This window comes from Cytobacillus sp. ABV4_503, assembly GCF_056158445.1.
This window is the reverse complement of the sequence record NZ_JBSWTH010000001.1, coordinates 4,838,662-4,865,010: the sequence shown is the minus strand read 5'-3', so window position 1 is coordinate 4,865,010 and position 26,349 is coordinate 4,838,662. Positions and strand designations below refer to the sequence as shown.

The window sequence follows — 26,349 nt, the reverse complement described above, 5'->3', positions numbered from 1 at the left end:
ATGAGGTTCGTGGCACAAACGTTCAAGTCAGCCTGTCCCCTAAACTGCTGGGACAGCTGCGGCTTTCATGTAACAGTTGAAGAAGGTAAGGTGACAAAGGTAGATGGCGATCAGAACCATCCAATAACAAAGGGGAAAATTTGCGGCCGCGGCAGAATGCTTGAAAGCAGGACCAATTCTCCGGAACGCCTCCTTCATCCGCTGAAGAAAGTGGATGGAGAATTTGTGCAAATTTCATGGGAGCAGGCTTTGCACGATATTTCCCTGAAAATGAAAGAGATAAAAGAAACGGCTGGCACCACTTCGGTCCTGCACAGCCATGACTATGCCAATGGAGGTTTGCTGACGAACCTGGATCAGCGCTTTTTTAACTGCTATGGCGGAGTGACTGAGCTGACGGGATCCATCTGCTGGGGAGCCGGCATTGAGGCCCAGAGCTGGGATTTCGGAGATGCGTATAGCCACGGGCCTGAAGATATTTTAAACAGCAGACATATTGTTGTCTGGGGCAGAAATGTCGCGCGCACCAATATGCACCTGTATCAAAAGCTGCAGGAGGCAAAGAAACAAGGTGCCAAGCTGTATGTAATTGATCCGATTTTTAATGCGACGGCCAAAATGGCGGACCGCTATTTTTCCATTAAGCCGGGGATGGATGGCTGGCTTGCGGCCGGCATCATGAAGGAAATGCTCCGTCTGGGCTTAGAAGATAGAAGTTTCATAGATAAATATTCTATTGGTTTTGAAGATCTGAATGAACTGCTGAGCAGTATAACGCTTGAGGAAGCGGCAGAGAAAACGGAAGTGCCTCAAGAGGTAATGACTGAGCTTGCGATTTTGTATGGGGACCGCCCTGTTTCCACTTTCTTTGGACTTGGCATGCAGCGCTATGAAAACGGCGGGAACACGATCCGGCTGATGGATGCTTTAATTGCCGTGAGCGGAAATATCGGCATTCCGGGCGGAGGCGCAAACTATGCCAACAGGCAGGTTGGGCAAAGCTTTGATGGGGCAGCCCTCACCCTCCCTGAACGGAAAACGGCTTTCAGGCAATTTACTATGATGCGGCAGGCAGAGGGAATTTTAACAGCAAAAGATCCTGAGATTAACATGATCTTCGTCACGTGCGGAAACCCTTTAACACAGGTCCCTGACTCATCAAGGGTACGCGAGGCTTTTGCATCTGTTGAGACAGTCATTGTGTTAGAGCAGTTTATGACAGATACGGCCAAAATGGCAGATTATGTGCTTCCGGTTGCCACAGTCTTTGAACAGGAAGATGTCTATTATTCTTCCATGTACCATCACTTTGTCAATCATGGTCCTAAGCTGGTTGAACCGCCTGGCGAAGCGAAGACTGATTTATGGGTTTGGACTGAGCTTTCTAAGCGTCTCGGATTCGGAGCCGATTTCGATTTTACAAGAGAAGAGTTTATCAGCATGGGCCTCGGTTCGCTTAAAGAGTATGGGATCACGTTGGATAGCTTAAGGAATTCTTACCATAAGGAGCTCCCGGTTAATACGGTGCCCTGGGCAGACCGGCAGTTTAAAACGCCAAGCGGCAAGTATGAATTCACCTCTGCTGCGGCGTTCCGAAAGGGTTCCGAAAGCAGGCTGACACTCGCTCTTCCCCGGGAAACAAAATGGACGGACAAAGAGCGTGCCAAGCAGTTTCCTTTTACATTGCTGACGATTCATCCGCTTCGCTCCAATCATTCGCAGCATTATCCCCTTTTGAAGCCAGAGCCAAAGGCAAAGGTGGAAATTGCCGACAATATTGCTGAGAAGCTTGGCCTGCAGGAAAACGATTATGTCAAAGTGTGGAATGACCGCGGGGAAATGAAAGGCTTTGTCCATATTATGAAAAAAGCCCATCCGGATACCATCAATATTGATGAAGGCATCTGGGCAAAATTCGGCGGTCCCGTTAATAATCTTACTTCCAGCCTCGAATCGGACAATGGCCTTGGAAGCACATTGTATGACTGCCTTGTGAATATAGCGAAGGTTTAATAGCGGTGACAGGCACCTATACCAGTCAGGCAAAGTGGTATGGGTGCCTGTCACCTTTTCTTTACATTTCTCCGGCAACTATCTATAATTGTTAGAGGCTTGTTTAAATGAGAAACAATCGTATTTTTAATAGATGAAATAATGTTGAGGAGTGACTTGGATGGCTTTAACAGCTGGTATTGTAGGTTTGCCGAATGTCGGAAAGTCTACGTTGTTTAATGCAATTACCCAGGCAGGAGCGGAGTCTGCGAACTATCCGTTCTGTACAATTGATCCGAATGTGGGAATTGTTGAAGTGCCTGACCACCGTCTGAATAAATTAACTGAATTGGTTCAGCCGAAAAAGACTGTGCCAACGGCTTTCGAATTTACGGATATTGCCGGCATCGTAAAGGGTGCGAGCAAGGGGGAAGGTCTTGGGAATAAATTCCTGTCCCATATTCGTGAAGTAGATGCTATCTGCCAGGTTGTCCGCTGTTTTGCGGATGACAATATTACACACGTTGCAGGGAAAGTGGATCCAATCGATGATATAGAAGTCATCAATTTGGAATTGATTCTGGCTGATCTTGAATCGGTTGAAAAGCGAATTGGCCGCGTGAGCAAGCTGGCAAAGCAGAAGGATAAAGATTCTGTGTTTGAGCTGGAAATTCTGGAAAAATTAAAAGAAGCGTTTGAAGCAGACAAACCGGCGCGTACGGTTGAGTTTACTGAGGAACAGATGAAGCTTGTAAAAGGTCTACATCTGCTGACAATTAAACCTGTTCTTTACGTTGCGAACGTAAGCGAAGATGATGTAGCAGATCCTTCATCAAACGAATATGTACAGCAGGTTAAAGAATTTGCTGCAAAGGATAATGCGGAAGTCATTGTAATCTGTGCAAAAATTGAATCTGAAATTGCTGAGCTTGATGGGGAAGAGAAAGAAATGTTTCTTCAGGAGCTTGGAATCGAAGAATCCGGCCTTGATCAGCTGATTAGAGCAGCCTACAACCTGCTTGGATTGGCAACATACTTCACTGCCGGCGTACAGGAAGTCCGCGCCTGGACATTCCGCAAAGGCATGAAGGCTCCACAGTGTGCGGGAGTTATTCACTCAGACTTTGAAAAAGGCTTCATCCGTGCAGAAACGGTTTCCTATGACGACCTTGTTGCTGCAGGCAACATGACAGCTGCCAAAGAAGCAGGAAAAGTCCGCCTCGAAGGAAAAGAATATATTGTTAAAGACGGAGATGTCATGCACTTCCGCTTTAACGTTTAATTTGCTGAGAACCTCTATATTAGGGGTTCTTATTTTTCTATGCCCACAGTATGATGTTGATTTAAAGCGAAGTGACCGATAACCCAGGGGATTTGACCGATATCATGCGGAAAGTGTCCGATAAACATGAAATCTGACCGATAAAGCAGTCGGTCATCTCTGCTGCAGCGAAATCGATTTTCAAAATTAAAGTTCGAAAAGAAATCCTCTCTCAAATAAACTTCCATCTAGCAATTAACTCCAGTGTTATTGCTTTTGCATAATTAATGTGCTATAATTTCAACTTGTGAGTAATGAATATATTGCTCCTTGCCCTTTTGAAGGGCCGTTAGACCAAAAGGAGGTGAAAGTGATGAGAAAGTACGAAGTTATGTACATCATCCGCCCAAACATTGAAGATGAGGCTAAAAAAGCCCTAGTTGAGCGTTTCAACACAATCTTAACTGACAATGGTGCGGAGGTTTCTGAATCAAAGGATTGGGGTAAGCGTCGCCTTGCATACGAAATCAATGATTTCCGCGACGGCTACTACCAGCTAATGAACGTTAATGCTGAAGCAAAAGCAGTTGACGAGTTCACTCGTTTAGCTAAAATCAGCGAAGACATCATCCGTTACATCGTTGTTAAAGACGAAAAATAATAGATAAAGCCATTTTTACCGAGAGGAGTTGATTCTGATGATGAACCGTGTTGTTCTTGTCGGACGTTTGACAAAGGATCCTGATTTGCGGTATACCCCGAACGGAGTTCCTGTCGCTTCATTCACTCTTGCCGTGAATCGTACTTTTACGAATCAGCAAGGTGAGCGGGAGGCAGACTTTATCAACTGTGTGGTATGGAGAAAGCCAGCTGAAAACGTAGCGAACTTCCTTAAAAAAGGAAGTCTTGCAGGTGTAGATGGCCGGATTCAGTCCCGCAGCTATGAAGGCCAGGATGGAAAGCGTGTTTACGTGACAGAAGTCCAGGCTGAGAGTGTGCAATTCCTTGAGCCGAAGAATAATTCTGGCGGCCAGGGCGGCAACCCGAACTACGGCGGTCCAAGAGATCAGGATTTCCCATTTGGAAATAACAGCAATCAGAATCAACGCCAGGATAATCGTAATCAGGGCGGCTATACTCGCGTGGATCAGGACCCATTCGCAAATGACGGCCAAATCGACATTTCCGATGACGACCTGCCATTCTAATAGTGCCTGATTATGAACGGAAATATATAATCATAAAGCTAAAGGAGGTAACTGACCATGGCTGGAGGACGCAGAGGAGGACGTGCTAAACGTCGTAAGGTTTGCTTTTTCACTGCAAACGGAATCACTCACATCGACTACAAAGATGTGGATCTTCTTAAAAAATTCATCTCTGAGCGCGGTAAGATTTTACCACGTCGTGTAACTGGCACTAACGCTAAATACCAACGTAAATTAACGATTGCTATTAAGCGTGCGCGCCAAATGGCATTACTGCCATACGTTTCAGGTGAATAATTAATATGAAAAGACGCTGGTATCCGGCGTCTTTTTTATTATGCCTTCTTCTTTAATACGGGATTGTGTTAAAAGCTTGATGAAAAAGCCGGCATTCCCTCTTCCAAAATCGCGAAGGTTGAACCTGCATTTAATACTAGCTACAATAGACCTTATGAGTTGTCTTATTTGGATTGGTTCAAAAAGCAGGGAAAATGCTTTCCCCCTTTTTGGATACACAGTTTGAGGGGTGTATCAATGAATAATGTACATAAATTAACAGAGGGTGCAGTGCTTCTGGCTGTTTTTGCCGTGCTTCTTCTGATTTCGCTCTACGTGCCGTTTCTCGGTACCGTTTCGGTTTTCTTCCTGGCTCTTCCGTTTATTATGTTTGCGGCAAAAAATAACCGGATGTATGCGATCGTATTTCTGACTGGAGGCATCCTGCTTTCTCTGATTATCGGTTCGTTTATGGCGCTGCCGCTTGTGCTGACATTTGGACTGACCGGGACAGTAATCGGCATTTTTATAAGTGAAAACAAAGGACGGCTGTCTTCCTTTATTGCGGGCACCCTGGTATTCCTTGCAGCGCTGCTGATCCTGTATGCGGCGGCAGTTGCTCTTTTTAATGTGAATATTATTCAAGAAGGCATCAATATGATGGAGGAGTCCATCCAAATTTCAGAAGGAGTGCTTGAAGGCTTTGGCCAGAATGCGGATAAAGCAGTCGAGCAATTTACTGAAGGCCTGAAAATGATTGAGACGCTGACGCCAAGTTTATTTGTCATGACATCGGTCATTTCCGTTTTTGTCATCCAGCTTGTCTCCTTTCCGATTGTCAAAAGATTCGGTATTAAAGTTGAAGGCTGGAAGCCATTCAGGGAAATGAGCCTGCCGAAAAGCATATTATGGTACTATCTCATTACCATTATAGCTTCTTTTCTTTTTAATCCGTCAGAAGGCAGCTACTGGTTTATGGCGCTTGTAAATATTGCTTTCATTCTGCAGATTTTCATGGTCATTCAAGGACTGTCCCTGATTTTCTTTTTCAGTCATTTAAAGGGGTGGCCGAAAGCTGTGCCGGTCCTTGCAGCCGTATTTACATTTCTTATGCCATTTCTCCTTTATATTGTGAGGATATTAGGTATAATTGACTTAGGATTCGATTTAAGGCAAAGATTAGGAAAAAAGTGATAAACAACACTACTGTTTAGGAGCTGAAAACATGCCTTCGTATTTAGAAAAGCGGTCCATACGCTATCCGATTTTTGGATTGATGGGCATAACAGTGGTGCTTCTTGGTATATTGGCGTACTACAATTGGCTATTTGCTCTTATTGGGCTGCTTCTGGCCGTCCTTCCTTTCTACTATCTTTTTCAGCTGATTCAGAAGCATCGAAAGGAGACGGAAGAATATATCTCGACCCTTTCCTACAGGGTGAAAAAGGTCGGCGAAGAAGCTCTGATGGAAATGCCGATCGGGATCATGCTCATTAATGATGATTATTACATTGAATGGACCAATCCCTTTTTAGCATCCTGCTTCGATGAAGATACGCTAGTCGGAAGATCGCTTTATGATGTCGCGGATTCGCTTGTTCCACTGATCAAACAGGAAGTGGAAACTGAAATCATTACCCTTCACGACCGCAAATTCCGGGTGATTCATAAACCGGAAGAGCGCCTATTATACTTTTTTGATGTCACGGAACAGACAGAAATTGAAAAAATGTATCAGGAAGAACGGACGGTTATCGCTATTATTTTCCTTGATAATTATGATGAACTGACTCAGGGGATGGATGACCAGACAAAAAGCAGCCTCAATAGCCTGGTGACCCAGATATTGAATAAATGGGCACAGGACAATGGGGTATTCTTGAAGCGGGTATCCTCTGAGCGGTTTATCGCTGTATTTAATGAACATATACTGCAGCTTCTGGAAAAAGGCAAGTTCACGATTCTCGATGATGTCCGGGAAACCACCTCAAAGCAAAACGTTCCATTAACATTAAGCGTAGGCGTCGGAACAGGGGTTTCTTCTCTTCCTGAGCTCGGTTCACTGGCTCAGTCCAGCTTAGATCTGGCATTAGGCCGCGGCGGAGACCAGGTGGCCATCAAACAGACGAACGGAAAGGTTAAATTCTTCGGGGGAAAAACCAATCCTGTTGAAAAAAGAACACGGGTCCGTGCACGTGTGATTTCCCATGCACTGAAGGAATTGATATCCGAAAGCGATAAAGTGATTATCATGGGCCATAAAAGCCCGGATATGGATGCGATTGGAGCTGCGATCGGCATTCAGAAAGTGGCGCGCCTGAATCAGCGTGAAGGCTATGTAGTTGTAAATTTCAATGAACTGGATACAGGCGTCAGAAGAATGATGAAGGAAATTGAAAGGAACGAAGAGCTCTTTTCTAAATTCATCACTCCTGAACAGGCGATGGAAATTGCAACAGACGATACCCTGCTTGTGGTCGTTGACACCCACAAGCCATCCATGGTGATTGAGGAAAAGCTGCTTCATAAAATTGAACATGTTGTCGTCATCGACCATCACCGCCGCGCTGAAGAATTCATCCATAATCCTCTTCTGGTTTATATGGAGCCATACGCCTCTTCCACAGCAGAACTGGTAACAGAGCTTCTGGAGTATCAGCCGAAAAACGGCCGAATCGAAATGCTGGAAGCAACAGCCCTGCTTGCCGGGATTATTGTAGATACGAAGAGTTTTTCACTGCGGACAGGGTCCAGGACGTTTGATGCGGCTTCCTATCTGCGCGGACAGGGTGCAGATACCGTGCTCGTCCAAAAGTTCTTAAAAGAGGATGTAGATACCTACATCAAGCGGGCTAAGCTGATTGAAACCGTTCAATTCTACAGAGAAGGTATTGCGATTGCAAAGGGACAGCCAGATCAAATATTTGACCAGGTGCTGATTGCCCAGACAGCGGATACCCTGCTGACGATGGATGGTGTGGTTGCTTCATTTGTCATTTCAAACCGCTCTGAAAACATGATAGGGGTCAGCGCACGTTCCCTCGGGGATATCAATGTCCAGGTGATCATGGAAAACCTTGAAGGCGGCGGACACTTAACTAACGCTGCCACACAGCTTCACGATGCAACACTTGATGATGTTGAGGTCCGTTTAAAAGAGGCTATAGATGAATACTTTGAAGGGAGAAAAAAAGAATGAAAGTAATCTTTTTAAAAGACGTTAAAGGCAAAGGCAAAAAAGGTGAAGTGAAAAATGTAGCAGATGGCTATGCACATAACTTTTTAATCAAGCAAGGGCTTGCTGTCGAAGCAAACCAATCGAGTATCAGCAGCCTGAATGCTCAAAAGAAGAAAGAAGAAAAGCTTGCTGCTGAAGAGCTTGCTGATGCAAAAAAACTGAAAGAAACACTTGAAAAGCTGACAGTTGAATTTAATGCGAAATCAGGTGAAGGCGGCCGCCTTTTCGGCTCCATTACCAGCAAGCAAATTGCAGAAGAGCTTCAAAAGAAGCACAGCATTAAAATCGACAAGCGTAAAATCGAAATGGAAGACGCGATCCGCACGCTCGGGTACACTAAGGTTCCAGTCAAGCTTCATACTGAAGTAACGGCAACATTAAACGTACATGTAAAAGAAGCATAAAATGAAACTTCAATGAATGCGATAAACTAATATTGGAAGTGGCTTTTGCCGATAAACATGTTAAAATAAAAGGGTTGATTAAAAATGTGATCAGTTTCGGCTGGTCACATTTTTTAAAGGGAAATTTAGAGATTTTTATATAGATATAGTGTTACTTTATGCTTTTTAAGCGCATGAACAAACGATTTGGCTTGTTCTGACAGGCGCTTGCGCATTTCTTATTAGGAGGTTTGAACAGATGAGTGATTTATTTGCGGATCGGCTCCCGCCTCAAAATATTGAAGCGGAACAGGCAGTGCTTGGGGCAATCTTTCTTGAACCCTCCTCTCTTACACAAGCATCAGAGATCTTGATACCAGAAGACTTCTACCGTGCGGCACACCAGAAGATTTTCAATGTGATGCTGAAGCTGAGCGACCAGGGAAAAGCGGTCGACTTAGTGACCGTTACAGAAGAGCTCAGTGCGTCAAAACTGCTGGAGGATACCGGAGGGGTTAGCTATTTAAGTGAACTGGCCGGTTCTGTTCCAACAGCAGCGAATATCGAGTACTATGCAAAGATCGTTGAAGAAAAGTCATTGCTTCGCAGGCTGATCCGGACGGCGACGGGCATTGCCCAGGATGGCTATACACGTGAGGATGAAGTAGAAGTTCTGCTGGGAGAGGCTGAGAAAAATATCATGGAGGTCGCACAGCGCAAAAACGCCGGTGCCTTTCATAATATTAAGGATGTTCTGGTCCGGACCTACGATAATATCGAGGAAATGCATAACCGTAAAGGAGATATTACTGGGATTGCGACTGGTTTTGCCGAGCTGGACCGCATGACTGCCGGCTTCCAGCGAAATGACCTCATCATTGTCGGTGCCCGCCCTTCCGTAGGTAAAACAGCCTTCGCCCTGAATATCGCGCAAAATGTGGCAACAAAAACCGGGGAAAACGTTGCGATCTTCAGTCTTGAGATGGGTGCCGAACAGCTTGTCATGCGTATTCTTTGTGCAGAAGGAAATATAGATGCTCAAAGGCTTCGTACCGGCTCCCTGACAGATGAGGACTGGGGAAAGCTGACCATGGCAATGGGAAGCCTATCAAATGCAGGGATTTTTATTGATGATACTCCTGGTGTCAGAATAACAGATATTCGCTCTAAGTGCCGCCGGTTAAAGCAGGAGCATGGGCTTGGCATGATTCTGATCGACTACCTGCAATTAATCCTGGGAAGCGGCCGTTCGGGCGAAAACCGCCAGCAGGAGGTTTCTGAAATCTCACGTTCCCTTAAGCAATTGGCCCGTGAACTTCAGGTCCCTGTTATCGCACTGTCCCAGCTTTCACGTGGTGTGGAACAGCGGCAGGATAAGCGCCCGATGATGTCTGATATCCGTGAATCGGGAAGTATCGAGCAGGATGCCGATATCGTGGCATTCCTATACCGTGATGACTACTATGACAAAGAATCCGAAGATAAAAACATCATCGAAATCATTATCGCCAAGCAGCGTAACGGCCCGGTTGGAACCGTTCAGCTGGCTTTTGTAAAAGAGTATAATAAATTCGTAAACTTAGAGAAACGATTTGATGATTCATTTGCGCCGCCTGGTGCATAAAGAGGGCCTGCATTTTGCATGTCCTCTTTTTTATTGTCTGGCTTCAGGCGCTTCTGCTTTTCTTATTTTCATATTTTCATGGTTTTACGAACATATTTTTATATTTTTATTAAAAATGTTCGTGTTTGATTGACTATCACACATCACCTTGATAAACTAAAGTGGTTGAAATAAGTTACTTAATTAAAAATGATTTTATAGAAAATACTAAACCATGGGATTCCCGGAGGTGCTTTTTTTATGTCATCAGTAGTAGTAGTTGGAACACAGTGGGGAGATGAAGGGAAAGGAAAAATTACAGACTTCCTTTCTGAAAATGCAGAGGTTATTGCACGCTACCAAGGCGGAAACAATGCAGGTCATACCATCAAATTCAACGGTGAAACATATAAGCTTCATTTAATTCCATCTGGAATATTCTATAGCGATAAAATTTGTACGATCGGAAACGGAATGGTTGTCGATCCAAAAGCGCTTGTAAAGGAATTGGCTTATCTTCATGATAAGGGAGTTACAACAGACAACCTGCGCATCTCAAACCGCGCACATGTCATCCTTCCATATCACCTGAAGCTTGATGAAGTGGAAGAGGAGCGCAAAGGCGCAAACAAGATCGGTACAACGAAAAAAGGCATCGGCCCTGCTTACATGGATAAAGCAGCCCGCAACGGAATCCGCATCGCGGACCTTCTTGACCGTGAAGTGTTTGAGGAAAAGCTTGCGCGCAACCTTGAAGAAAAGAACCGCCTGCTTGAGCGCTTCTATGAAACAGAAGGATTTACAATCGAAGAAATCCTAGATGAATACTACGAATACGGCCAGCAGATCAAGCATTATGTCTGCGATACTTCTGTTGTGCTTAACGACGCATTGGATGAAGGCCGCCGTGTGCTTTTTGAAGGTGCACAAGGAGTTATGCTTGATATCGACCAGGGTACCTACCCATTCGTTACATCCTCTAACCCTGTGGCTGGCGGCGTAACAATCGGTTCTGGTGTCGGCCCTACAAAAATCAAGCATGTTGTGGGTGTATCCAAGGCCTATACGACTCGTGTAGGTGACGGTCCATTCCCAACTGAGCTTGATAATGAAATCGGAAATCAGATCCGTGAAGTAGGCCGTGAGTACGGAACAACCACTGGCCGTGCCCGCCGTGTCGGCTGGTTCGACAGCGTGGTTGTCCGCCATGCCCGCCGTGTCAGCGGTATTACAGACCTTTCTCTTAACTCCATCGATGTACTGACTGGAATTGAGACATTAAAAATCTGTGTAGCATACCGTTATAATGGAGAAGTAATCGAAGAATTCCCTGCAAGCTTAAAAGTACTGGCTGATTGTGAGCCGGTATACGAAGAGCTTCCAGGCTGGACAGAAGACATCACAGGCTGCAAATCACTGGATGAGCTTCCTGCGAATGCCCGCCACTATCTGGAGCGTGTTTCACAGCTGACAGGAATTCCATTATCAATCTTCTCAGTCGGTCCGGACCGCACACAGACAAACGTAGTCCGCAGCCCATGGAGACAGAACTAATACTTGATTGTAGAAAGCCCTAATGCGAATTAGGGCTTTTTTTTGTGTGGGCTTGTGTATGCGAACAGGAGAAGCTGAAATTGAAGGTGCCGGGTCCGAAACAGGCGCCCATTCGGACAGGAAGAGGAGAAAATCAGGGGAATGAGTCCGAATCAGGCGTTCATTCGGACAGAAAGAGGAGAAAATCAGAGAAATGAGTCCGAATCAGGCGTTCATTCGGACAGAAAGAGGAGAAAATCAGAGGAATGAGTCCGAATCAGGCGTTCATTCGGACAGGAAGAGGAGAAAATCAGGGGAATGAGTCCGAATCAGGTACTCATTCGGAGAGGAAGAGGAGAAAATCGGTGGAATGAGTCGGAATTCAGGTGTTCATTCGGACAGGAAGAGGAGAAAATCAGGGGAATGAGTCCGAATCAGTTATAGTTTGTTCAAATTGGGGAAAAGAACTGCAAAATTGAGGAATAAAGCATCAAAAATGGGGAATAGAATCCATAAATCAAGGGGCAAGCAATCCCTAAAACGGGGACTCCAGTCTAAAGATCAGGCACTACCTTGCCGCAGAATTCCGCTAAAATAATATTTTTATAAAAAGTTATTGCGCTTTTATAAAACTCTATGATATTATAAAAAGCGTCGCCAAGGTGGCAACCTTGGAAACACACACAGTACTAGTATGAGCCATTAGCTCAGTCGGTAGAGCAGATTGCAGCATCAGTGAATTTCTTCACCCGAATAGCAATCTGTGACAAAGCACGCAGGGCTTTGGAACATCTGACTTAGCAGTATCAGGCTTTAGGAAACATTCAAAGTATGAGCCATTAGCTCAGTCGGTAGAGCATCTGACTTTTAATCAGAGGGTCGAAGGTTCGAGTCCTTCATGGCTCACCATTTATATTTTTTGGCCCCTTGGTCAAGCGGTTAAGACACCGCCCTTTCACGGCGGTAACACGGGTTCGAATCCCGTAGGGGTCATGGCGAATAACCGTCAGCAAACGGCTGGCAAGCCCAGCTTACTTGCTGGCGGTTATTATTTGGTCCGGTAGTTCAGTTGGTTAGAATGCCTGCCTGTCACGCAGGAGGTCGCGGGTTCGAGTCCCGTCCGGACCGCCATTTACATATTCAGTCTCAAAATGAATTAAGGCTCAGTAGCTCAGTCGATAGAGCACGACCGAATAAGCTACCTTGAAACACTTCAGCGTACCGATTGATAAATCGGGACGAAGGACGAAGCCAAACATTTTTTAGGCAAAATAACTTAATAAGGCTCAGTAGCTCAGTCGGTAGAGCAAAGGACTGAAAATCCTTGTGTCGGCGGTTCGATTCCGTCCTGAGCCATCCCAAAAAGGAGTATGTAACCAATCATGCTCTTTTTTGTTATATTCATGTAATAAAGGCAGGTTCCGGCTACATGGCCGGTGTAATGTAGCACTCCCCTAATTCATCTTCTTTCGTACCTCTAATAAACCCCTATAAATAGGGATAATTTCCTACTTTTTCTTCGATAAAAAACCTCTTTATTCCTTTAGAAAATTTACCATTAATAGTCATAAAATGTCAGCTATTATACATTTTTGTTACATTCCCGAGTCTGGTAATCTATTTGCTTTGCTGTATGGTAAAGTAAATATTGTGAAAAAAACAGGTTGACAAATTCGTAGTTACATAGCACTAAATGAAAGTGTCTTTTGTTACCGTAGTCTAGGGGGATGTAACCATGTTCAAATGGGTGAAGAAAGTAACCTCAGCATCAGAATCAACAGTGAAGAGCTTTAATAAAACCATAAATAGAACGATTGCGGCTGGTTTTGCAGCAGCTGCTTTAACATTTGCAGGCGGCGTTTCCGCTTCCGCTAATGATGATAAGCTTGTAACGGTTTATTATGTCTATATGGGTGATGAATATATCGGAACGGTGTCAGATAAGAAAGTCATTGAGGATATTGCGGATAAAAAGATCAGTGAGGCAGAAGGTTCCCACAAGGGAATGAAGCTGGCGCTGGCAACTGAGCTATCATTCATTCCTGAACAGGTTTTTGAGTCCAGTTCAGAAGTGAATGAATTAGAAGCGGTCAATGGCTTAAAAGAAAAGATGGAAGTTCATGCCGAAGCGGCTGCATTAGTGATTGGCGGCAAAGAGGTGGCATATGTTGAAAATGACGAGCAGGCCAAAGCGGCGCTTCAGAAAATCAAGAGTTCTTATGTATCAGATAAAGATATAAAGACTCTCGAGGAAAGAAAGGCGTCTGCTAATACGCCTTTACCTCAGCTGAAGGAAAATGAAACACGTCTTTTAGATGTCCGTTTTACGGAAGATGTATCCATCTCTGAAACATCCGTGAAACCGGCTCAGATTATCAGTGCAGATGAGGCCGTGAAGCTTTTGCAAAAGGGAACCCTTGAGGAAAAGAAATATGAGGTTAAAGAAGGTGACGCACTAAGCAATATCGCCAGTGCCCATAACCTCGATATGAAGCAGCTGATTGAGCTGAACAGCGGACTCAAGGAAGATTCCCTTATCAAAGCTGGGCAGGAATTAAATGTGACTGTCTACAAACCGTATGTAAAAGTGATAGCAGATAAGGAAGTTTTCAAGAAGGAAAAAATTGACTACGAACAAGAAGTCATCGAAGACAGCAGCATGCCTAAAGGCGAAACGAAAATAAAGCAAGAAGGCCAGGAAGGCGTTCGAGCTGCAACCTATCTGATTTCTGAAGAAAACGGCCAAACGGTCAAAAAAGAAGTAAAAGAAGAAAAGGTTCTTGAAGAGCCTGTGAAACAAATTGTGATCAAGGGAACCAAGGTCATTCCATCCCGCGGTGAAGGCACCTTTGCTTATCCTGCAGTCGGCGGCTATATCTCAAGTAAAATGGGCTACCGCTGGGGGAAAATGCATAAGGGAATTGACATTGCAAGGCCTAGCGACCGGACGATCAAAGCAGCTGACAATGGAACAGTTGTCTCTGCAGGCAGGGATGGCGGCTATGGCAACAAAATCGTCATCGACCATAATAATGGCTATCGCACAGTTTATGCCCATCTCGACTCCATCAGTGTCAGCGTTGGCCAAACCGTCTCAAAAGGCTCAAAGATCGGTGTAATGGGATCTACTGGAGATTCAACCGGTGTCCACCTGCATTTTGAAGTATACAAAAACGGAAAAATGCAAGATCCGCTTAAATATATAAATAAATAAATAATTTCTGCTAAAAAGTCTCTAGCTTTCATGCTAGAGGCTTTTGTAGTTAAGAATAAGATAAAATACACACAAAAGTTTTACAGGCCTTTGCTAACTGTCTAGCTCCAGCGCCTACCCCCTCGAGGTCACAAGCCCATCCTCCCCAAAAGGCAAAGAACGCCTTTCCGGGAGGCTCGTCTTGTGCTTGTCGGGGGTGGGCAAGGCGCTTCCGCTTTTCTTAATAGGTGAATTCCCACTGTTAAAATGGTAAAGTAAAGTAGATAACATATGTATGAAACTGACTTCTACTGCTCCAAAAATAAATAAATGAGCAAGAAAAAGGAGATAGGTATGGATAAAAAAATTCTGGTTGTAGACGATGAGAAACCAATTGCAGATATACTGCAGTTTAATTTGAAAAAAGAAGGCTATGAAGTGGTGTGTGCCTATGATGGCAATGACGCACTCGATAAAGTAGAAGAAATCAAGCCGGACCTGATTCTGCTTGATATCATGCTTCCGCAGAGGGACGGCATTGAGGTATGCCGCGAAGTGCGCAAGAAATACGATATGCCAATCATTATGCTGACAGCAAAGGATTCTGAAATTGATAAAGTTTTGGGACTTGAGCTGGGTGCAGATGACTACGTTACAAAGCCGTTCAGCACGAGAGAATTGATTGCCCGTGTGAAGGCTAATATGAGGCGCCATCAGCAAATTGCTTCCAAGACGGAAGAAGAGGATGAATCCAACGAAATTGAAGTTGGTTCCCTGACTATTCACCCGGATGCCTATGTGGTTTCCAAGCGCGGTGAGACGATTGAATTAACTCACCGTGAATTTGAGCTTCTTCACTATTTAGCCAAACATATTGGACAAGTCATGACGAGGGAGCATCTCCTACAGACCGTATGGGGCTATGATTATTATGGTGATGTCCGAACAGTTGACGTAACCGTAAGGAGACTGCGGGAGAAAATTGAGGATAATCCAAGCCACCCGACATGGATCGTGACAAGAAGAGGAGTCGGTTATTACTTGCGGAATCCTGAACAGGAGTAAAAGGGTACATGGAAAAGGTTGGTTTTTTTCGGTCCATTCATTTGAAGTTTGTGATCATATATGTACTTCTCATCCTGGTAGCCATGCAGATTATCGGGGTCTACTTTGTCAGGCAGCTGGAGACGACCTTAAAGGACAATTTCAAGGATGCCATTCAGGAGAGGGTTAACCTTCTCACCTATTATGTAGAGGAACAAATGACCAAGGTGAGGATTCCTGATGAGGAAGCAACATCCCAGGAGGAAGATATAAGAAGGCTATTAAGTGATTACAACTCGGCGGATATATCCGAAGTCCGTGTGGTTGATGAATCACTGAAAATACTTGGCACCTCCGATCCCGATAATCAGGGGGTTGTCGGGGGGAGGTCTACTGATAATCTGATCAAAATGGCCATAGCCACCAGGCAGCCGGTAACGGAGGATCTGGTTGACCAAGGGCAACGGATATGGGTTCTCGTCACGCCTATTAAAAATAACGGGGATGTCAATGGAGCCATCTATCTGGTTGCTAAAATCGAGAACATCTATGAACAGATGAGGCAGATTAATAATATTTTCACTACCGGTATAGCCATTGCGTTAGCAATCACAGCGATTCTGGGCATACTCCTTGCCCAGACGGTGACACGTCCGATTTCAGATATGCGGAAACAGGCGCTTGCCATGGCAAAAGGGAACTTCTCCCGCAAGGTTAAGGTGTATGGGTATGACGAAATTGGTCAGCTGGCCATTACCTTTAACAGTTTAACAAAGAAACTTCAGGAAGCTCATGCTACAACAGAAGGCGAACGGCGCAAATTGTCCTCCGTGCTTTCTTATATGACCGATGGAGTCATCGCAACCGACCGCAAAGGGCGTGTGATTTTAATTAATGAGCCTGCAGCAAAAATGCTGAATGTTTCACGTGAAACGGTCCTGTCTTCTCCGATTGTTTCTTTGCTCGGCCTTGAAGAAGATTATACCTTTGAAGAGCTATTGAACGAGCGCGATTCGGTTATCCTGGATTACAGCAGCAAATCGAAAACACTGATCCTTCGCGCTAATTTTTCGGTTATCCAAAAAGAAACCGGCTTTGTAAACGGCTTAATTACCGTTTTGCATGATATTACTGAGCAGGAGAAAATTGACATGGAACGCCGCGAATTTGTGGCGAATGTATCTCATGAACTCAGGACGCCGCTGACAACGATGAGAAGCTATCTGGAGGCTCTTGCGGAAGGTGCCTGGAGAGATGAGGAGATTGCCCCAAACTTCCTGGATGTCACCCAAAATGAAACAGAGCGGATGATCCGCCTGGTCAATGATTTGCTGCAGCTGTCTAAAATGGACAGCAAGGATTATCGCTTGACCAAGGATTGGACTGATTTTATTTTCTTCTATAATAGAATTATAGACCGTTTTGAAATGACGAAGCAGCAGAATGTTACATTTGAAAGGAAACTTCCGGACCATTCAGCTTTTGTGGAAATAGATGAAGACAAGCTCACCCAGGTGCTGGACAATATCATCTCGAATGCACTTAAATACTCTCCGGAAGGCGGAAAAGTGACCTTCAGCATTGAGGAAAAGGATGAATTTATTATTGTCAGCGTTTCAGACCAGGGTGTGGGGATACCAAAAGAAAATATTGATCAGATTTTTGAGCGTTTTTACCGGGTGGATAAAGCCAGGACGAGAAAGCTTGGCGGAACAGGCCTCGGATTGGCCATTGCGAAAGAAATGGTGGAAGCGCATGGCGGAAAAATTTGGGCAGCGAGTACAGAAGGGAAAGGGACAACGATTTCATTTAGCCTTCCATATGTTCGCTCGGAAGAGGATGATTGGGAATGAGTTATGAAAATATAAAAACCATCATACTGACCATTCTAGTAGTGACAAGCGCCCTCCTGACCTGGAACCTTTGGACCTACCAGCCGAACTTTGAACGGATTGAAAAAGAAGCAAATACCGTTCAGGAAGTAACAATAGCGGAAAAAAAAGAAGTGAATCAGATTGTCAGACCGGACACCCTCTTATTCCATCTCGGGGAGAAAAAGACCTTTGGAACAGTCAGTCCAGGTGAAATTGATAAAATCATGAAAGAAATCAGCGAGTGGAATTTTGCTGACTTTGAAAATATCACAGAGGAAGCGGGCATTCTTCCTTCGTTTGTCCATGATGAAGGAAAAGCTGTTCTTGCGTTTCCGGATTCTGTTCCGATTGAATTGTACAAATCAGTAATTAAAATTGCTGATAAAAATCTGACTAATTTTCAGTTTGACCATATTGTCATTGATACTAGGCAATTGGAGAAAAAGGATGGAATTGTCGATTTTGTATCTATGGATAACCGGCAGGTCTTTAGAAGCCGTGTGCCTGTTTCCTTTATTCAGAATTTCAAAAGTCAATTCTTCAATCTATCGGAGTACAACCCTGAATATAAAGCCTATTTTGCATATAAACCATCTGATGAAAGGACCATTTTCCTGCCTTCACAGGATACAAAAATGGTGAGATATCAGTATTTGGAGAAAAAATTGGACTCTGAACAATATAAAAATGCTCTATTCAGTGATCCAAGTGTCGTACAGAAAAGCTTTCAGCAATCAGAGGATGAGTATAATGATACCTTAAGCCTGTTGAGGGTAAATTCCGACAAAAATACCCTTCGATATGTAAAGCCGGCTGCCGGGGATAACCCGACCTTTCCGTCAGGCGACCTGCTGAAAAGGAGCATTGATTACATTAACGGACATTCTGGGTGGACAGACAATTACCAATTTGCCGAAATAGATGAGCTGAATCATAGAGTGGTATTCAGGATGTATGATTCGGCAGGTTATCCAATTTTCAGCGATGATCCGAAAATTTCTGAAATCCGCCAGATTTGGGGGCAAAATGAAATTTACGAATATTTTCGGAGCAATTTCCAGCTTGGACTGAGTGCTGAACAGCCATCAGAAGTATCTCTAAGTTCGGGGACCCGCGTATTGGAATACTTGTTAGGTCTGGAAGGGCTTGATCCGGAATTGCTGGAGAATGTAAAGCTGGGATATAAGATGATGCTGGTCAAGGAAGCTCAGACTACCTTCATCCGTCTGGAGCCTTCCTGGTACTACCGGTATGAAGGAACTTGGAAAAGCATTTCGCTTGATGAGACAGGGGGCATGAATAATGGATTGGAGTAAGATCAAAACAATCTTTATTCTAACCTTCCTGGTGCTGGATATTTATTTGATGTATGAGTTTTTCAAATTGAAGGAAGCCAGTGAATTTGAACCGATTGCACAAGCATCCCTTGAAAAACAGCTTAAGAGTGCGGATATCACATTTGAGGAGCCCCTTCCTAAAAGTAACCCGAAAGACCGGTATTTGAGGGCTAAACCGGTGGAATTTGATATTGAAGACCTTGAAGGAGATACAAGGCTGGAGGGCCAGGAAATTACGATTACAGAAGGGACAACTCTGAATTCTGTCCTGGACGAGTCGATCAAGATCAGTGATAAATTCAGTCCTTCCGAATTATCCGCTTTTATCAAAAACAGGGTGTTATACGGCGAACAATACCGCTTCTGGGAGAAACCTGAAAACAGTAATAAAATTACGTATTATCAGGAATTTGAAGGCAAGATGTTTTATATGAATTTAAATGGCGAGCTCACATTTTATTTAAATGATGAAAATGAAATTGTCTCTTATAAGCAGACGCTCCTGACAAAGATTGAGTCGAAGGAAGAAAGTGAAAAAGTCATTCAGCCGATAAAGGCAGTTGAAACACTTTACAAGAACGGCTCACTGCAGCCGAAGTCAAAAATTACAAATGTAGAGCTTGGTTATTTTACCTTTGTGCATTTGAGCTCTTCGCAATTGTTAACGCCTGCCTGGCGATTTGTCATTAATGACGAGGAGAATTTATTTGTTGATGCCTTTGAGGGCAAAATCATTAAGCTGAACAACGAGGAGAAAAAAATAGTGGAGTGAGGAGAACATGTCTTTACAATTCAGCGTTCTCGCGAGCGGCAGTACTGGGAATGCGATCTTTGTCGAGACGGAGGAACATTCCTTTCTGGTTGATGCCGGATTAAGCGGGAAGCAAATGGAAGGATTATTTCAGCATATTGGCCGGGACATCGGCAAGCTTTCAGGGATACTGGTGACCCATGAGCATAGCGATCATATTAAGGGTGTCGGGATTCTAGCCCGGAAGTATAACCTGCCGATCTATGCGAATGAAAAAACATGGCTGGCCATGGACGGACTGATTGGACAGGTCCCGGTTGACCAGAAGTTTCATTTTGATATGGAAACGGTGAAAACATTCGGAGCCCTTGATATTGAATCCTTTGGGGTTTCCCATGATGCGGCCGATCCCATGTTTTATGTATTCCATCATAATGGGAAAAAGCTTGTGCTGATCACCGATACAGGATATGTCAGCGACCGCATGAAAGGCCTGATTTCGAATGCGGAGGCTTATGTATTTGAAAGCAATCATGATGTCCAGATGCTTCGCATGGGCCGCTACCCGTGGAATATAAAAAGAAGGATCTTAAGCGATGTCGGACATGTATCCAATGAGGATGCAGCCCTTGCGATGAGCGAAGTGGCCGGCGACCGGACGAAGAGCTTTTATCTGGCCCATTTAAGCCAGGATAACAATATTAAGGATCTGGCGAGAATGTCCGTATCACAGACACTTGAAAGCCGCGGGATCATTGTCGGTGAACAATTCGACCTTTATGATACCGATCCGAAGGTCCCAACGATTTTAACAGCCGTTTAAATATAACCAGAAGAGGAATACACAGAGAGACAGCCGTTTCCGTGTGTTCCTCTTTTCTTTTTTTGAAAAAATATAAAAAAAGTATGAACAAAGTCGTAAGATTGCTGCAGCAAGTGCGTTTTTATTAGATTTTTAAAAACAGGAGAGTATAATATTGGGTATAAAGGAAGACTAAATTTTAGCATTTATTTTTTAAAAAGAGCTTTTTTAACAGCGGTTTTTTGCAAATGAAAGAAAGGATGGGTGCAGTTTGGGCTATTATGATCAAGATCATCAGAACCGTTATAAAGGGCAAAAAGGCAACAAGGGCGGATATTTTCTGGCCAGCCTTGTTGGAGTCATATTAGGGGCCATCCTGGTCGTGGTTGCGGTGCCAAAGCTATCTGACTACAACGTGCTCCCTTATACGGTTGAACCGGATGAAAAGCTGCAGGATGAATCAGCAGAAAATAACAATAACGCCAATGTTCAGAATGTCTCACTTGATGTGACAACAGATGTAACTAAAGCGGTCGACAAAGCTGGGGATGCGGTCGTAAGCATTACGAACATCCAGACTGCCGGCTTTTGGTCGAATGAAGGAAACGGCAGTGCCGGCCAGCCCGCCGGAACAGGTTCCGGAGTTATTTATAAGAAGGAAGGAAATACAGCCTTCATCGTGACAAACCACCATGTGGTAGAAGGCGCTCAAGAGCTGGAGGTAAGTCTGCAGGATGGCACCAAGCTCCCCGCGAGACTGGTTGGCAGCGACATTTGGACGGATCTTGCAGTGCTTGAAGTAGAAGGAAAGGAAATTAAAACAGTTGCCGAATTCGGCGATTCAGACAAACTGAAGCCAGGCGAGCCTGTCATTGCCATCGGGAACCCTCTTGGCCAGTTCTCCGGATCTGTCACACAGGGAATTATTTCTGGCTTGGAGCGTGCCATACCGGTTGATATCGATCAAAATGGAACAGTTGACTGGCAGGCTGAGGTGCTGCAGACAGACGCCGCCATCAACCCGGGTAACAGCGGCGGAGCGCTGGTTAATATCAGCGGCCAGCTCATCGGCATTAACTCCATGAAAATTGCGGAGAGTGCAGTAGAAGGAATTGGATTAGCGATTCCGATTAACTATGCACGTCCAGTTATTGATGACCTTGAAAAGTTCGGAGAAGTAAAACGTCCGTATATGGGTGTACAACTGGCATCGGTCAATGAAATTCCTGGCTACTACCAGCAGGAAGCGCTGAAACTGCCTAAGGATGTTAAAGCAGGTGTGGCCATCACTTCCGTTGAACCGAACTCTCCAGCTGCACAGGCAGGACTGAAGGAAATGGATGTGATCGTCGAGATGGATGGACAAGAAATCAAAGACATCATCGAATTGCGTCAGCATCTGTATACGAAGAAATCAGTGGGTGACCAGATGAAAATTAAGTTTTACCGTGACGGCAAAACTCAGGAAGTAACGATGAAGCTGAGCGGCGAGACATTTTAATGGAAAGACTAAATGGGAAAGCGGGAATCGCTTTCCTGTTTTTTGTTGTTTTGTTAAGATGAGATGTGGATAACTTATATACATAGAAGAAATTAAAAATTATCCACAGATCGGATAAAAAAACAGGCTGCCAGCCTAAAAAGGAGCATGCTGAAAATGATTTACTGCTGTGACGAACACGTTGATCTGGCAATAGATATAGTAGTTGATGAGTACGAAACATTCCCGCAATTAACAAAACTTGAAGAGGATAAAAAGTTATCAACAACCTGTGAATATTGTCAAAATAACGCAATATATGTTGTAGCGAACGAATGATCCCATACAAGATGTGGATGAAAAATGTGGACATGTGGATAACTTCTGTGGATATCTTGTTTGTAAAGTGAGGACATGCTGTGAATATCTCTATTATTACGGTCGGAAAGCTAAAAGAAAAATACTTGAAGCAGGGAATAGACGAATACCTGAAAAGACTGTCGGCCTATGCTAAACTGGACATCATTGAGGTTCCAGACGAAAAAGCCCCTGAAGAACTAAGTGAAACGGAAATGATTCAGGTGAAGCAAAAAGAGGGTGAGCGGATCCTGGCGAAGATCCATCCGGATGCCCATGTTATTGCTTTGGCAATAGACGGGAAGATGAAATCTTCGGAAGAGCTTGCTGATAATCTGGATAAATTGGCTACATATGGGAAGAGCAAGATTGCATTTGTCATTGGCGGGTCTCTTGGATTGAGCCAGGAGGTTTTGCAGCGGGCGGATGATAAGCTGTCATTTTCGAAGATGACGTTTCCGCATCAGTTGATGAAGCTGATCTTGTTGGAGCAGGTTTATAGGGCTTTTCGGATTAATCGGGGGGAACCGTATCACAAATAGTGGTAAAACAAAAAGTTAAACTTGTCCTAGATAAAAACTTATATATAGACGTTAATAAAAATAAGGATACCGTTATTACGGTATCCTCAATAAAATTCAATTCATAGAAGAATTTTTAATAAGTTGTGCTAAATAAACCAGCCCTTCTTCTAGTTGATCCATTGAAGCATATGAATAGGAAATACGAAGGTGCTGATCATCATTATTATCATACACACTACCCGGGTTTAATAAAATTCCTTCTCGAAGGGCTGCGTTAAATAGCTTTCGGGTGGAAACACTTGTTAGTAATTTAAGCCAGATATAAAATCCACCTTTTGGGATGCTCCATGCTGCTATCTCGGAAAAACATTTCTCTAAAATTTGAATGGTGAAATCCCTTCTGAATCTTAATTCCTCTTTCGTTTCCTTTAAGAAACCCTCATACATACCACTACGAAGCCATTTGTCTACAGCATATTGTGATAAGGAACTTGACCCGTAATCTGTTTGCATCTTTATATCTGCCAAACGTTCAATAACAGATTCGGGTCCCACAATCCAGCCGATTCGTAAACCTGGGCTCAATGTTTTGGACATGCTTCCTATATACAGGACATTTCCTTGTGTGTCATTAGCTTTCAAAGGCTTTGGCGGAGGGGTTTCAAACCATAAATCACCATAAACATCATCCTCGATGATAGGTAATGACTCCCTTTGACAAACCTTTATTAATTCAAGCCTCCTTTTTTCAGACATTAATGTGCCTGTTGGATTATGAAAAGTGGGTATCGTATAGAGTAAAGCCGCATGATGTTGTCGCTTCATACGTCCAATTGAGTCACTTTTAATTCCTTCTTTTCCAAGGGGAGTACCCAATAAATTCATTCCAGCCGACTGGAATACATGTACTGAGTTCAAATAGGATGGTGATTCATGAAGTATTGTTGATCCTCTTTTTAATAATCCAATTGATATCAATTGCAATGCTTGGAGTCCTCCAGAAACAATTAAAATTGATTCGGGTGACGCTTTAATTCCTTTTGTTCTTAAATATGCACTTACCGTTTTACGTAAAGATAGACTTCCTTTAGGCTCCATGTATCCAAGAGATAAAGACTGTTCATTATCCATTTGCAGTATTTGCCCCATTTTTTTATTGGGTAACAAGTCTGGTGAAAGTTCTCCTGTTCCAAGCCTAATCATATTAGGGTCTGCTTCGGATTTATTAATTTCTTGTATGATCGTTATATTTGGTTTATGGATACCGGATTTTACATAACTGATCCAATCTGGAGGAGGAGTGGAAGCAAGCAGGCTCCAAGTATTGTTAATCACCCTAGTACCGCTTCCAACCTTAGACTCAATTAATCCATTGGCAGCCAGTTCTTCAAGTGCAGTTACAATGGTACTGCGATTTACTTGAAATCGTTTTGCTAAATTTCTTTGTGGTGGTATTTTAGTGCCTATTGTCCATTCACCGTTCATTATTTTGTTTTTCACAAAATCATATATTTGCTGATGTAAAGGAACGGATGAATTTTTTTCTGGCTTCCAATCTAATTCAGACATAGGCTATCTCCAATCACTTTTTTAAAATTATACCAAATGGTTGGATAGACTCCCATCCAATTGGTTGGAGACATATGACTCGTCCTTAGCTATTCTAGATAAGAATAGGGGGAATCATAATGGAACCATTATTTCATGGAATGATATTGGCATTTGGACTAATTTTACCTTTAGGAGTTCAAAATGTATTTGTATTTAATCAAGGAGCGACGCACAACAAATTCACCAATGCTTTACCTGCAATTATTACAGCAGGGGTTTGTGATACAATACTGATTTATTTAGCTGTGGCCGGGGTATCCATTATTGTTTTTAGTTTTGAATGGTTAAAGATTTTGTTATTTTTAGTAGGATTCTTTTTCTTAGCCTATATGGGTTGGATTATGTGGAAAAATACACCGGAAATAAACGCTAATCAAGAACAAAACCGTTTTTCTGCACGTCGTCAGGTTACTTTTGCTGCTTCTGTCTCATTACTTAATCCGCATGCTATTATGGATACTATTGGAGTTATAGGAACTAGTTCATTGGCTTATACAGGATTTGAGAAATGGGTGTTTACCGTGGCTTGTATTATGATTTCTTGGATCTGGTTCTTTTTCTTAGCGATTTCTGGAAGGAAGATTGGTCAATTTGATAAAAATGGTAAGTTCTTAAAATATATGAATCAAGTTTCCGCTCTTATTATATGGGCTATGGCTATTTATATGGGATATCAACTGTATTCATTATTAAGTTAGCATGAACTTTAGGAAGCTTTACCATAAATGCAAAGTGAACCGTATCATAAGCCGCTTTTAAATCCGAATAGTTACATGGTGGTCTTCCTTGATGTTTCATAACAGTTAGAACAAGATTATACTAATTTGTAATATGCTATATAAAAAGGGGGTCATAAAGTGAGGCAACTTTATATAAAGCAGAAGGTGTTTAGTCTTAGTGGCAAATTTACAGTAAAGGACCAGCAGGAGAACGATGTATATTATGTAGAGGGAAGTTTTATGCAAATTCCAAAGACATTCTCCATTATGAATACAGCAAGAGATGAAATAGCCCTCATTACGAAAAAGGTGTTTAGCTTTTTACCGAAATTTTTTGTTGAGGTAAATGGTCGAGAGGTGCTGACGATTAAGAAGGAGTTATCCTTCTTTAAAGCACGCTATACGATTGATTCGGCAGGCATTGAAGTACAAGGTAATTGGTGGGATATGGATTTTCAGGTATTACAGCATGGCGAAGTTGCAGGGAAAGTGAGCAAGGAGTGGTTTACTTGGGGCGACAGCTACAAGGTTCAAATTATAGATGAAGAGATGGAAGCCATCATGATAGCACTCGTTGTTGCAATTGATTGTGTGAAGGCCGACCAGGCAGCTGCTTCCTCCGCAGCGACACCGTAACGTGGGAATAAATAATAAAAGGCAGAAGAATTTAAAAAGAATCCGGTGAACCTTACAGAAGTAATAACAATAAAAAAAGTGCCCAACCCAGATGTTATAAAGGGAAAAGGCACTTTTCCTACTTTTTTATTTCTCTTTCTAATAAACCTCCCAATCCTCAGCCACTTTCAATACTCTTCCAGGAGAAACATCATTATTAGTTCTTGTTCGCTGAAACCGTTCTTCAAAGTAAGCATTCCACTAAGGGTCAGTACAAATTTTTGTCCTCTGGTCATAAGAGTCCGGTAAGTATTGCGTATAATTTGATCAGCTGCTGCTTGTGCTTTCTCAGAGTCCTTTTTGCTAGAGTTTTAATGCCACTTAAAGATTGATCTGTCTTGGCATGCGGATTACCTTGCCACTCAATTTGTTAAGTCGGAATCAATGATGACACAGCATATTTAAACAATTCCTAAGGAACTTTTTACACTATTTCATGCCTAAATTCCTATTCAACTAATTGCCCGAGTCCTTTAAGAAGAAAATGG

22 protein-coding genes, 4 tRNA genes and 1 pseudogene are annotated in these 26,349 nt (G+C 43.3%); 25 read left to right on the top strand and 2 right to left on the bottom strand.

Going from position 1 to position 26,349, the window contains the following annotated elements:
* Positions 1-9: 9 nt before the first annotated feature.
* The 23 genes from ACXAD1_RS24250 (at position 10) to rlmH (ending at position 22,874) form a co-directional block, all read left to right on the top strand.
* Positions 10-2,013 carry a molybdopterin-dependent oxidoreductase gene (locus ACXAD1_RS24250; RefSeq protein ID WP_474911240.1) on the top strand — a complete coding sequence of 668 codons (2,004 nt, stop codon included), beginning with the start codon at positions 10-12 and terminating at the stop codon, positions 2,011-2,013.
* Between the two features lie 160 nt (positions 2,014-2,173).
* Positions 2,174-3,274: a redox-regulated ATPase YchF gene (ychF, locus tag ACXAD1_RS24245; protein ID WP_221877179.1), complete on the top strand. Its 1,101-nt coding sequence runs from the start codon at positions 2,174-2,176 to the stop codon at positions 3,272-3,274.
* Positions 3,275-3,626: 352 nt separating this feature from the next.
* A complete protein-coding gene (gene rpsF, locus ACXAD1_RS24240; protein WP_009332474.1) occupies positions 3,627-3,914 on the top strand; it encodes a 30S ribosomal protein S6 in 288 nt (95 codons plus the stop codon).
* A gap of 37 nt (positions 3,915-3,951) precedes the next feature.
* On the top strand, positions 3,952-4,461 hold the full coding sequence (gene ssb / locus ACXAD1_RS24235; protein WP_206841007.1) for a single-stranded DNA-binding protein: 510 nt from the start codon (positions 3,952-3,954) through the stop codon (positions 4,459-4,461).
* 57 nt (positions 4,462-4,518) lie between these two features.
* Positions 4,519-4,758 carry a 30S ribosomal protein S18 gene (rpsR, locus tag ACXAD1_RS24230; protein WP_009332461.1) on the top strand — a complete coding sequence of 80 codons (240 nt, stop codon included), beginning with the start codon at positions 4,519-4,521 and terminating at the stop codon, positions 4,756-4,758.
* 237 nt (positions 4,759-4,995) lie between these two features.
* Complete coding sequence (locus ACXAD1_RS24225; protein ID WP_206841005.1) at positions 4,996-5,931, top strand: YybS family protein; 936 nt, start codon at positions 4,996-4,998, stop codon at positions 5,929-5,931.
* Positions 5,932-5,962: 31 nt separating this feature from the next.
* Positions 5,963-7,936: a DHH family phosphoesterase gene (locus ACXAD1_RS24220; protein WP_206841003.1), complete on the top strand. Its 1,974-nt coding sequence runs from the start codon at positions 5,963-5,965 to the stop codon at positions 7,934-7,936.
* Positions 7,933-8,379, top strand: a complete 447-nt coding sequence (gene rplI / locus ACXAD1_RS24215) for a 50S ribosomal protein L9 (RefSeq protein WP_206841001.1) — start codon at positions 7,933-7,935, stop codon at positions 8,377-8,379. Before ACXAD1_RS24220 ends, rplI begins: the two co-directional genes overlap by 4 nt.
* 238 nt (positions 8,380-8,617) lie before the next feature.
* Positions 8,618-9,982, top strand: coding sequence for a replicative DNA helicase (gene dnaB, locus ACXAD1_RS24210; protein WP_206840999.1), 1,365 nt, complete (start codon positions 8,618-8,620; stop codon positions 9,980-9,982).
* A gap of 240 nt (positions 9,983-10,222) precedes the next feature.
* Positions 10,223-11,515 carry an adenylosuccinate synthase gene (locus tag ACXAD1_RS24205; RefSeq protein WP_206840996.1) on the top strand — a complete coding sequence of 431 codons (1,293 nt, stop codon included), beginning with the start codon at positions 10,223-10,225 and terminating at the stop codon, positions 11,513-11,515.
* Positions 11,516-12,327: 812 nt separating this feature from the next.
* A tRNA-Lys gene (locus tag ACXAD1_RS24200) sits at positions 12,328-12,403 on the top strand.
* Positions 12,404-12,415: 12 nt separating this feature from the next.
* A tRNA-Glu gene (locus ACXAD1_RS24195) sits at positions 12,416-12,487 on the top strand.
* Positions 12,488-12,548: 61 nt separating this feature from the next.
* Positions 12,549-12,625: transfer RNA gene (locus ACXAD1_RS24190), tRNA-Asp, on the top strand.
* A 152-nt stretch (positions 12,626-12,777) separates the two neighbouring features.
* Positions 12,778-12,850 (top strand) — tRNA-Phe (locus ACXAD1_RS24185).
* Between the two features lie 379 nt (positions 12,851-13,229).
* Entirely contained in the window at positions 13,230-14,708 is a 1,479-nt protein-coding gene (locus ACXAD1_RS24180) for a peptidoglycan DD-metalloendopeptidase family protein (RefSeq protein ID WP_474911239.1), read from the top strand.
* A gap of 333 nt (positions 14,709-15,041) precedes the next feature.
* Positions 15,042-15,752 carry a response regulator YycF gene (gene yycF, locus ACXAD1_RS24175; protein WP_206840993.1) on the top strand — a complete coding sequence of 237 codons (711 nt, stop codon included), beginning with the start codon at positions 15,042-15,044 and terminating at the stop codon, positions 15,750-15,752.
* A gap of 8 nt (positions 15,753-15,760) precedes the next feature.
* Positions 15,761-17,584: a cell wall metabolism sensor histidine kinase WalK gene (gene walK / locus ACXAD1_RS24170; protein WP_206840991.1), complete on the top strand. Its 1,824-nt coding sequence runs from the start codon at positions 15,761-15,763 to the stop codon at positions 17,582-17,584.
* A complete protein-coding gene (locus tag ACXAD1_RS24165; protein WP_370221736.1) occupies positions 17,581-18,921 on the top strand; it encodes a YycH family regulatory protein in 1,341 nt (446 codons plus the stop codon). The genes walK and ACXAD1_RS24165 overlap by 4 nt, the downstream gene beginning before the upstream one ends.
* Complete coding sequence (locus ACXAD1_RS24160) at positions 18,908-19,714, top strand: two-component system regulatory protein YycI (protein WP_206840986.1); 807 nt, start codon at positions 18,908-18,910, stop codon at positions 19,712-19,714. The genes ACXAD1_RS24165 and ACXAD1_RS24160 overlap by 14 nt, the downstream gene beginning before the upstream one ends.
* Before the next feature lie 7 nt (positions 19,715-19,721).
* Positions 19,722-20,516, top strand: a complete 795-nt coding sequence (locus ACXAD1_RS24155) for an MBL fold metallo-hydrolase (RefSeq protein ID WP_206840984.1) — start codon at positions 19,722-19,724, stop codon at positions 20,514-20,516.
* A gap of 250 nt (positions 20,517-20,766) precedes the next feature.
* Positions 20,767-21,996, top strand: coding sequence for a S1C family serine protease (locus tag ACXAD1_RS24150; protein ID WP_474911238.1), 1,230 nt, complete (start codon positions 20,767-20,769; stop codon positions 21,994-21,996).
* Positions 21,997-22,143: 147 nt separating this feature from the next.
* A complete protein-coding gene (locus ACXAD1_RS24145; protein WP_374940688.1) occupies positions 22,144-22,314 on the top strand; it encodes a CxxH/CxxC protein in 171 nt (56 codons plus the stop codon).
* Between the two features lie 80 nt (positions 22,315-22,394).
* Positions 22,395-22,874: a 23S rRNA (pseudouridine(1915)-N(3))-methyltransferase RlmH gene (rlmH, locus tag ACXAD1_RS24140; RefSeq protein ID WP_206840980.1), complete on the top strand. Its 480-nt coding sequence runs from the start codon at positions 22,395-22,397 to the stop codon at positions 22,872-22,874.
* Positions 22,875-22,970: 96 nt separating this feature from the next.
* Here rlmH and ACXAD1_RS24135 read toward each other — a convergent pair whose 3' ends face one another.
* Positions 22,971-24,425, bottom strand: a complete 1,455-nt coding sequence (locus ACXAD1_RS24135; RefSeq protein ID WP_474911237.1) for an aminotransferase-like domain-containing protein — start codon at positions 24,423-24,425, stop codon at positions 22,971-22,973.
* Positions 24,426-24,544: 119 nt separating this feature from the next.
* On the opposite strand from ACXAD1_RS24135, the gene ACXAD1_RS24130 reads away from it, so the two are divergent.
* Together ACXAD1_RS24130 and ACXAD1_RS24125 are read left to right on the top strand one after the other, a co-directional pair.
* Positions 24,545-25,165 (top strand): LysE/ArgO family amino acid transporter, encoded by a 621-nt coding sequence (locus ACXAD1_RS24130; RefSeq protein ID WP_370221741.1) that lies wholly within the window; start codon positions 24,545-24,547, stop codon positions 25,163-25,165.
* 159 nt (positions 25,166-25,324) lie between these two features.
* Positions 25,325-25,822 carry an LURP-one-related/scramblase family protein gene (locus ACXAD1_RS24125; RefSeq protein ID WP_206840974.1) on the top strand — a complete coding sequence of 166 codons (498 nt, stop codon included), beginning with the start codon at positions 25,325-25,327 and terminating at the stop codon, positions 25,820-25,822.
* 257 nt (positions 25,823-26,079) lie between these two features.
* On the opposite strand, the pseudogene ACXAD1_RS24120 reads toward ACXAD1_RS24125, so the two are convergent.
* Positions 26,080-26,204: pseudogene (locus ACXAD1_RS24120) on the bottom strand (DNA/RNA helicase domain-containing protein); the annotation flags it as partial.
* Positions 26,205-26,349 lie beyond the last annotated feature (145 nt).

Coding starts and splice junctions, on each gene's coding strand:
- ychF (WP_221877179.1), top strand. CDS start 2,174: ATGGCTTTAACAGCTGGTATTGTAGGTTTGCCGAATGTCGGAAAGTCT.
- rpsF (WP_009332474.1), top strand. CDS start 3,627: ATGAGAAAGTACGAAGTTATGTACATCATCCGCCCAAACATTGAAGAT.
- ssb (WP_206841007.1), top strand. CDS start 3,952: ATGATGAACCGTGTTGTTCTTGTCGGACGTTTGACAAAGGATCCTGAT.
- rpsR (WP_009332461.1), top strand. CDS start 4,519: ATGGCTGGAGGACGCAGAGGAGGACGTGCTAAACGTCGTAAGGTTTGC.
- ACXAD1_RS24225 (WP_206841005.1), top strand. CDS start 4,996: ATGAATAATGTACATAAATTAACAGAGGGTGCAGTGCTTCTGGCTGTT.
- ACXAD1_RS24220 (WP_206841003.1), top strand. CDS start 5,963: ATGCCTTCGTATTTAGAAAAGCGGTCCATACGCTATCCGATTTTTGGA.
- rplI (WP_206841001.1), top strand. CDS start 7,933: ATGAAAGTAATCTTTTTAAAAGACGTTAAAGGCAAAGGCAAAAAAGGT.
- dnaB (WP_206840999.1), top strand. CDS start 8,618: ATGAGTGATTTATTTGCGGATCGGCTCCCGCCTCAAAATATTGAAGCG.
- ACXAD1_RS24205 (WP_206840996.1), top strand. CDS start 10,223: ATGTCATCAGTAGTAGTAGTTGGAACACAGTGGGGAGATGAAGGGAAA.
- ACXAD1_RS24180 (WP_474911239.1), top strand. CDS start 13,230: ATGTTCAAATGGGTGAAGAAAGTAACCTCAGCATCAGAATCAACAGTG.
- yycF (WP_206840993.1), top strand. CDS start 15,042: ATGGATAAAAAAATTCTGGTTGTAGACGATGAGAAACCAATTGCAGAT.
- walK (WP_206840991.1), top strand. CDS start 15,761: ATGGAAAAGGTTGGTTTTTTTCGGTCCATTCATTTGAAGTTTGTGATC.
- ACXAD1_RS24165 (WP_370221736.1), top strand. CDS start 17,581: ATGAGTTATGAAAATATAAAAACCATCATACTGACCATTCTAGTAGTG.
- ACXAD1_RS24160 (WP_206840986.1), top strand. CDS start 18,908: ATGGATTGGAGTAAGATCAAAACAATCTTTATTCTAACCTTCCTGGTG.
- ACXAD1_RS24155 (WP_206840984.1), top strand. CDS start 19,722: ATGTCTTTACAATTCAGCGTTCTCGCGAGCGGCAGTACTGGGAATGCG.
- ACXAD1_RS24145 (WP_374940688.1), top strand. CDS start 22,144: ATGCTGAAAATGATTTACTGCTGTGACGAACACGTTGATCTGGCAATA.
- ACXAD1_RS24135 (WP_474911237.1), bottom strand. CDS start 24,425: ATGTCTGAATTAGATTGGAAGCCAGAAAAAAATTCATCCGTTCCTTTA.
- ACXAD1_RS24130 (WP_370221741.1), top strand. CDS start 24,545: ATGGAACCATTATTTCATGGAATGATATTGGCATTTGGACTAATTTTA.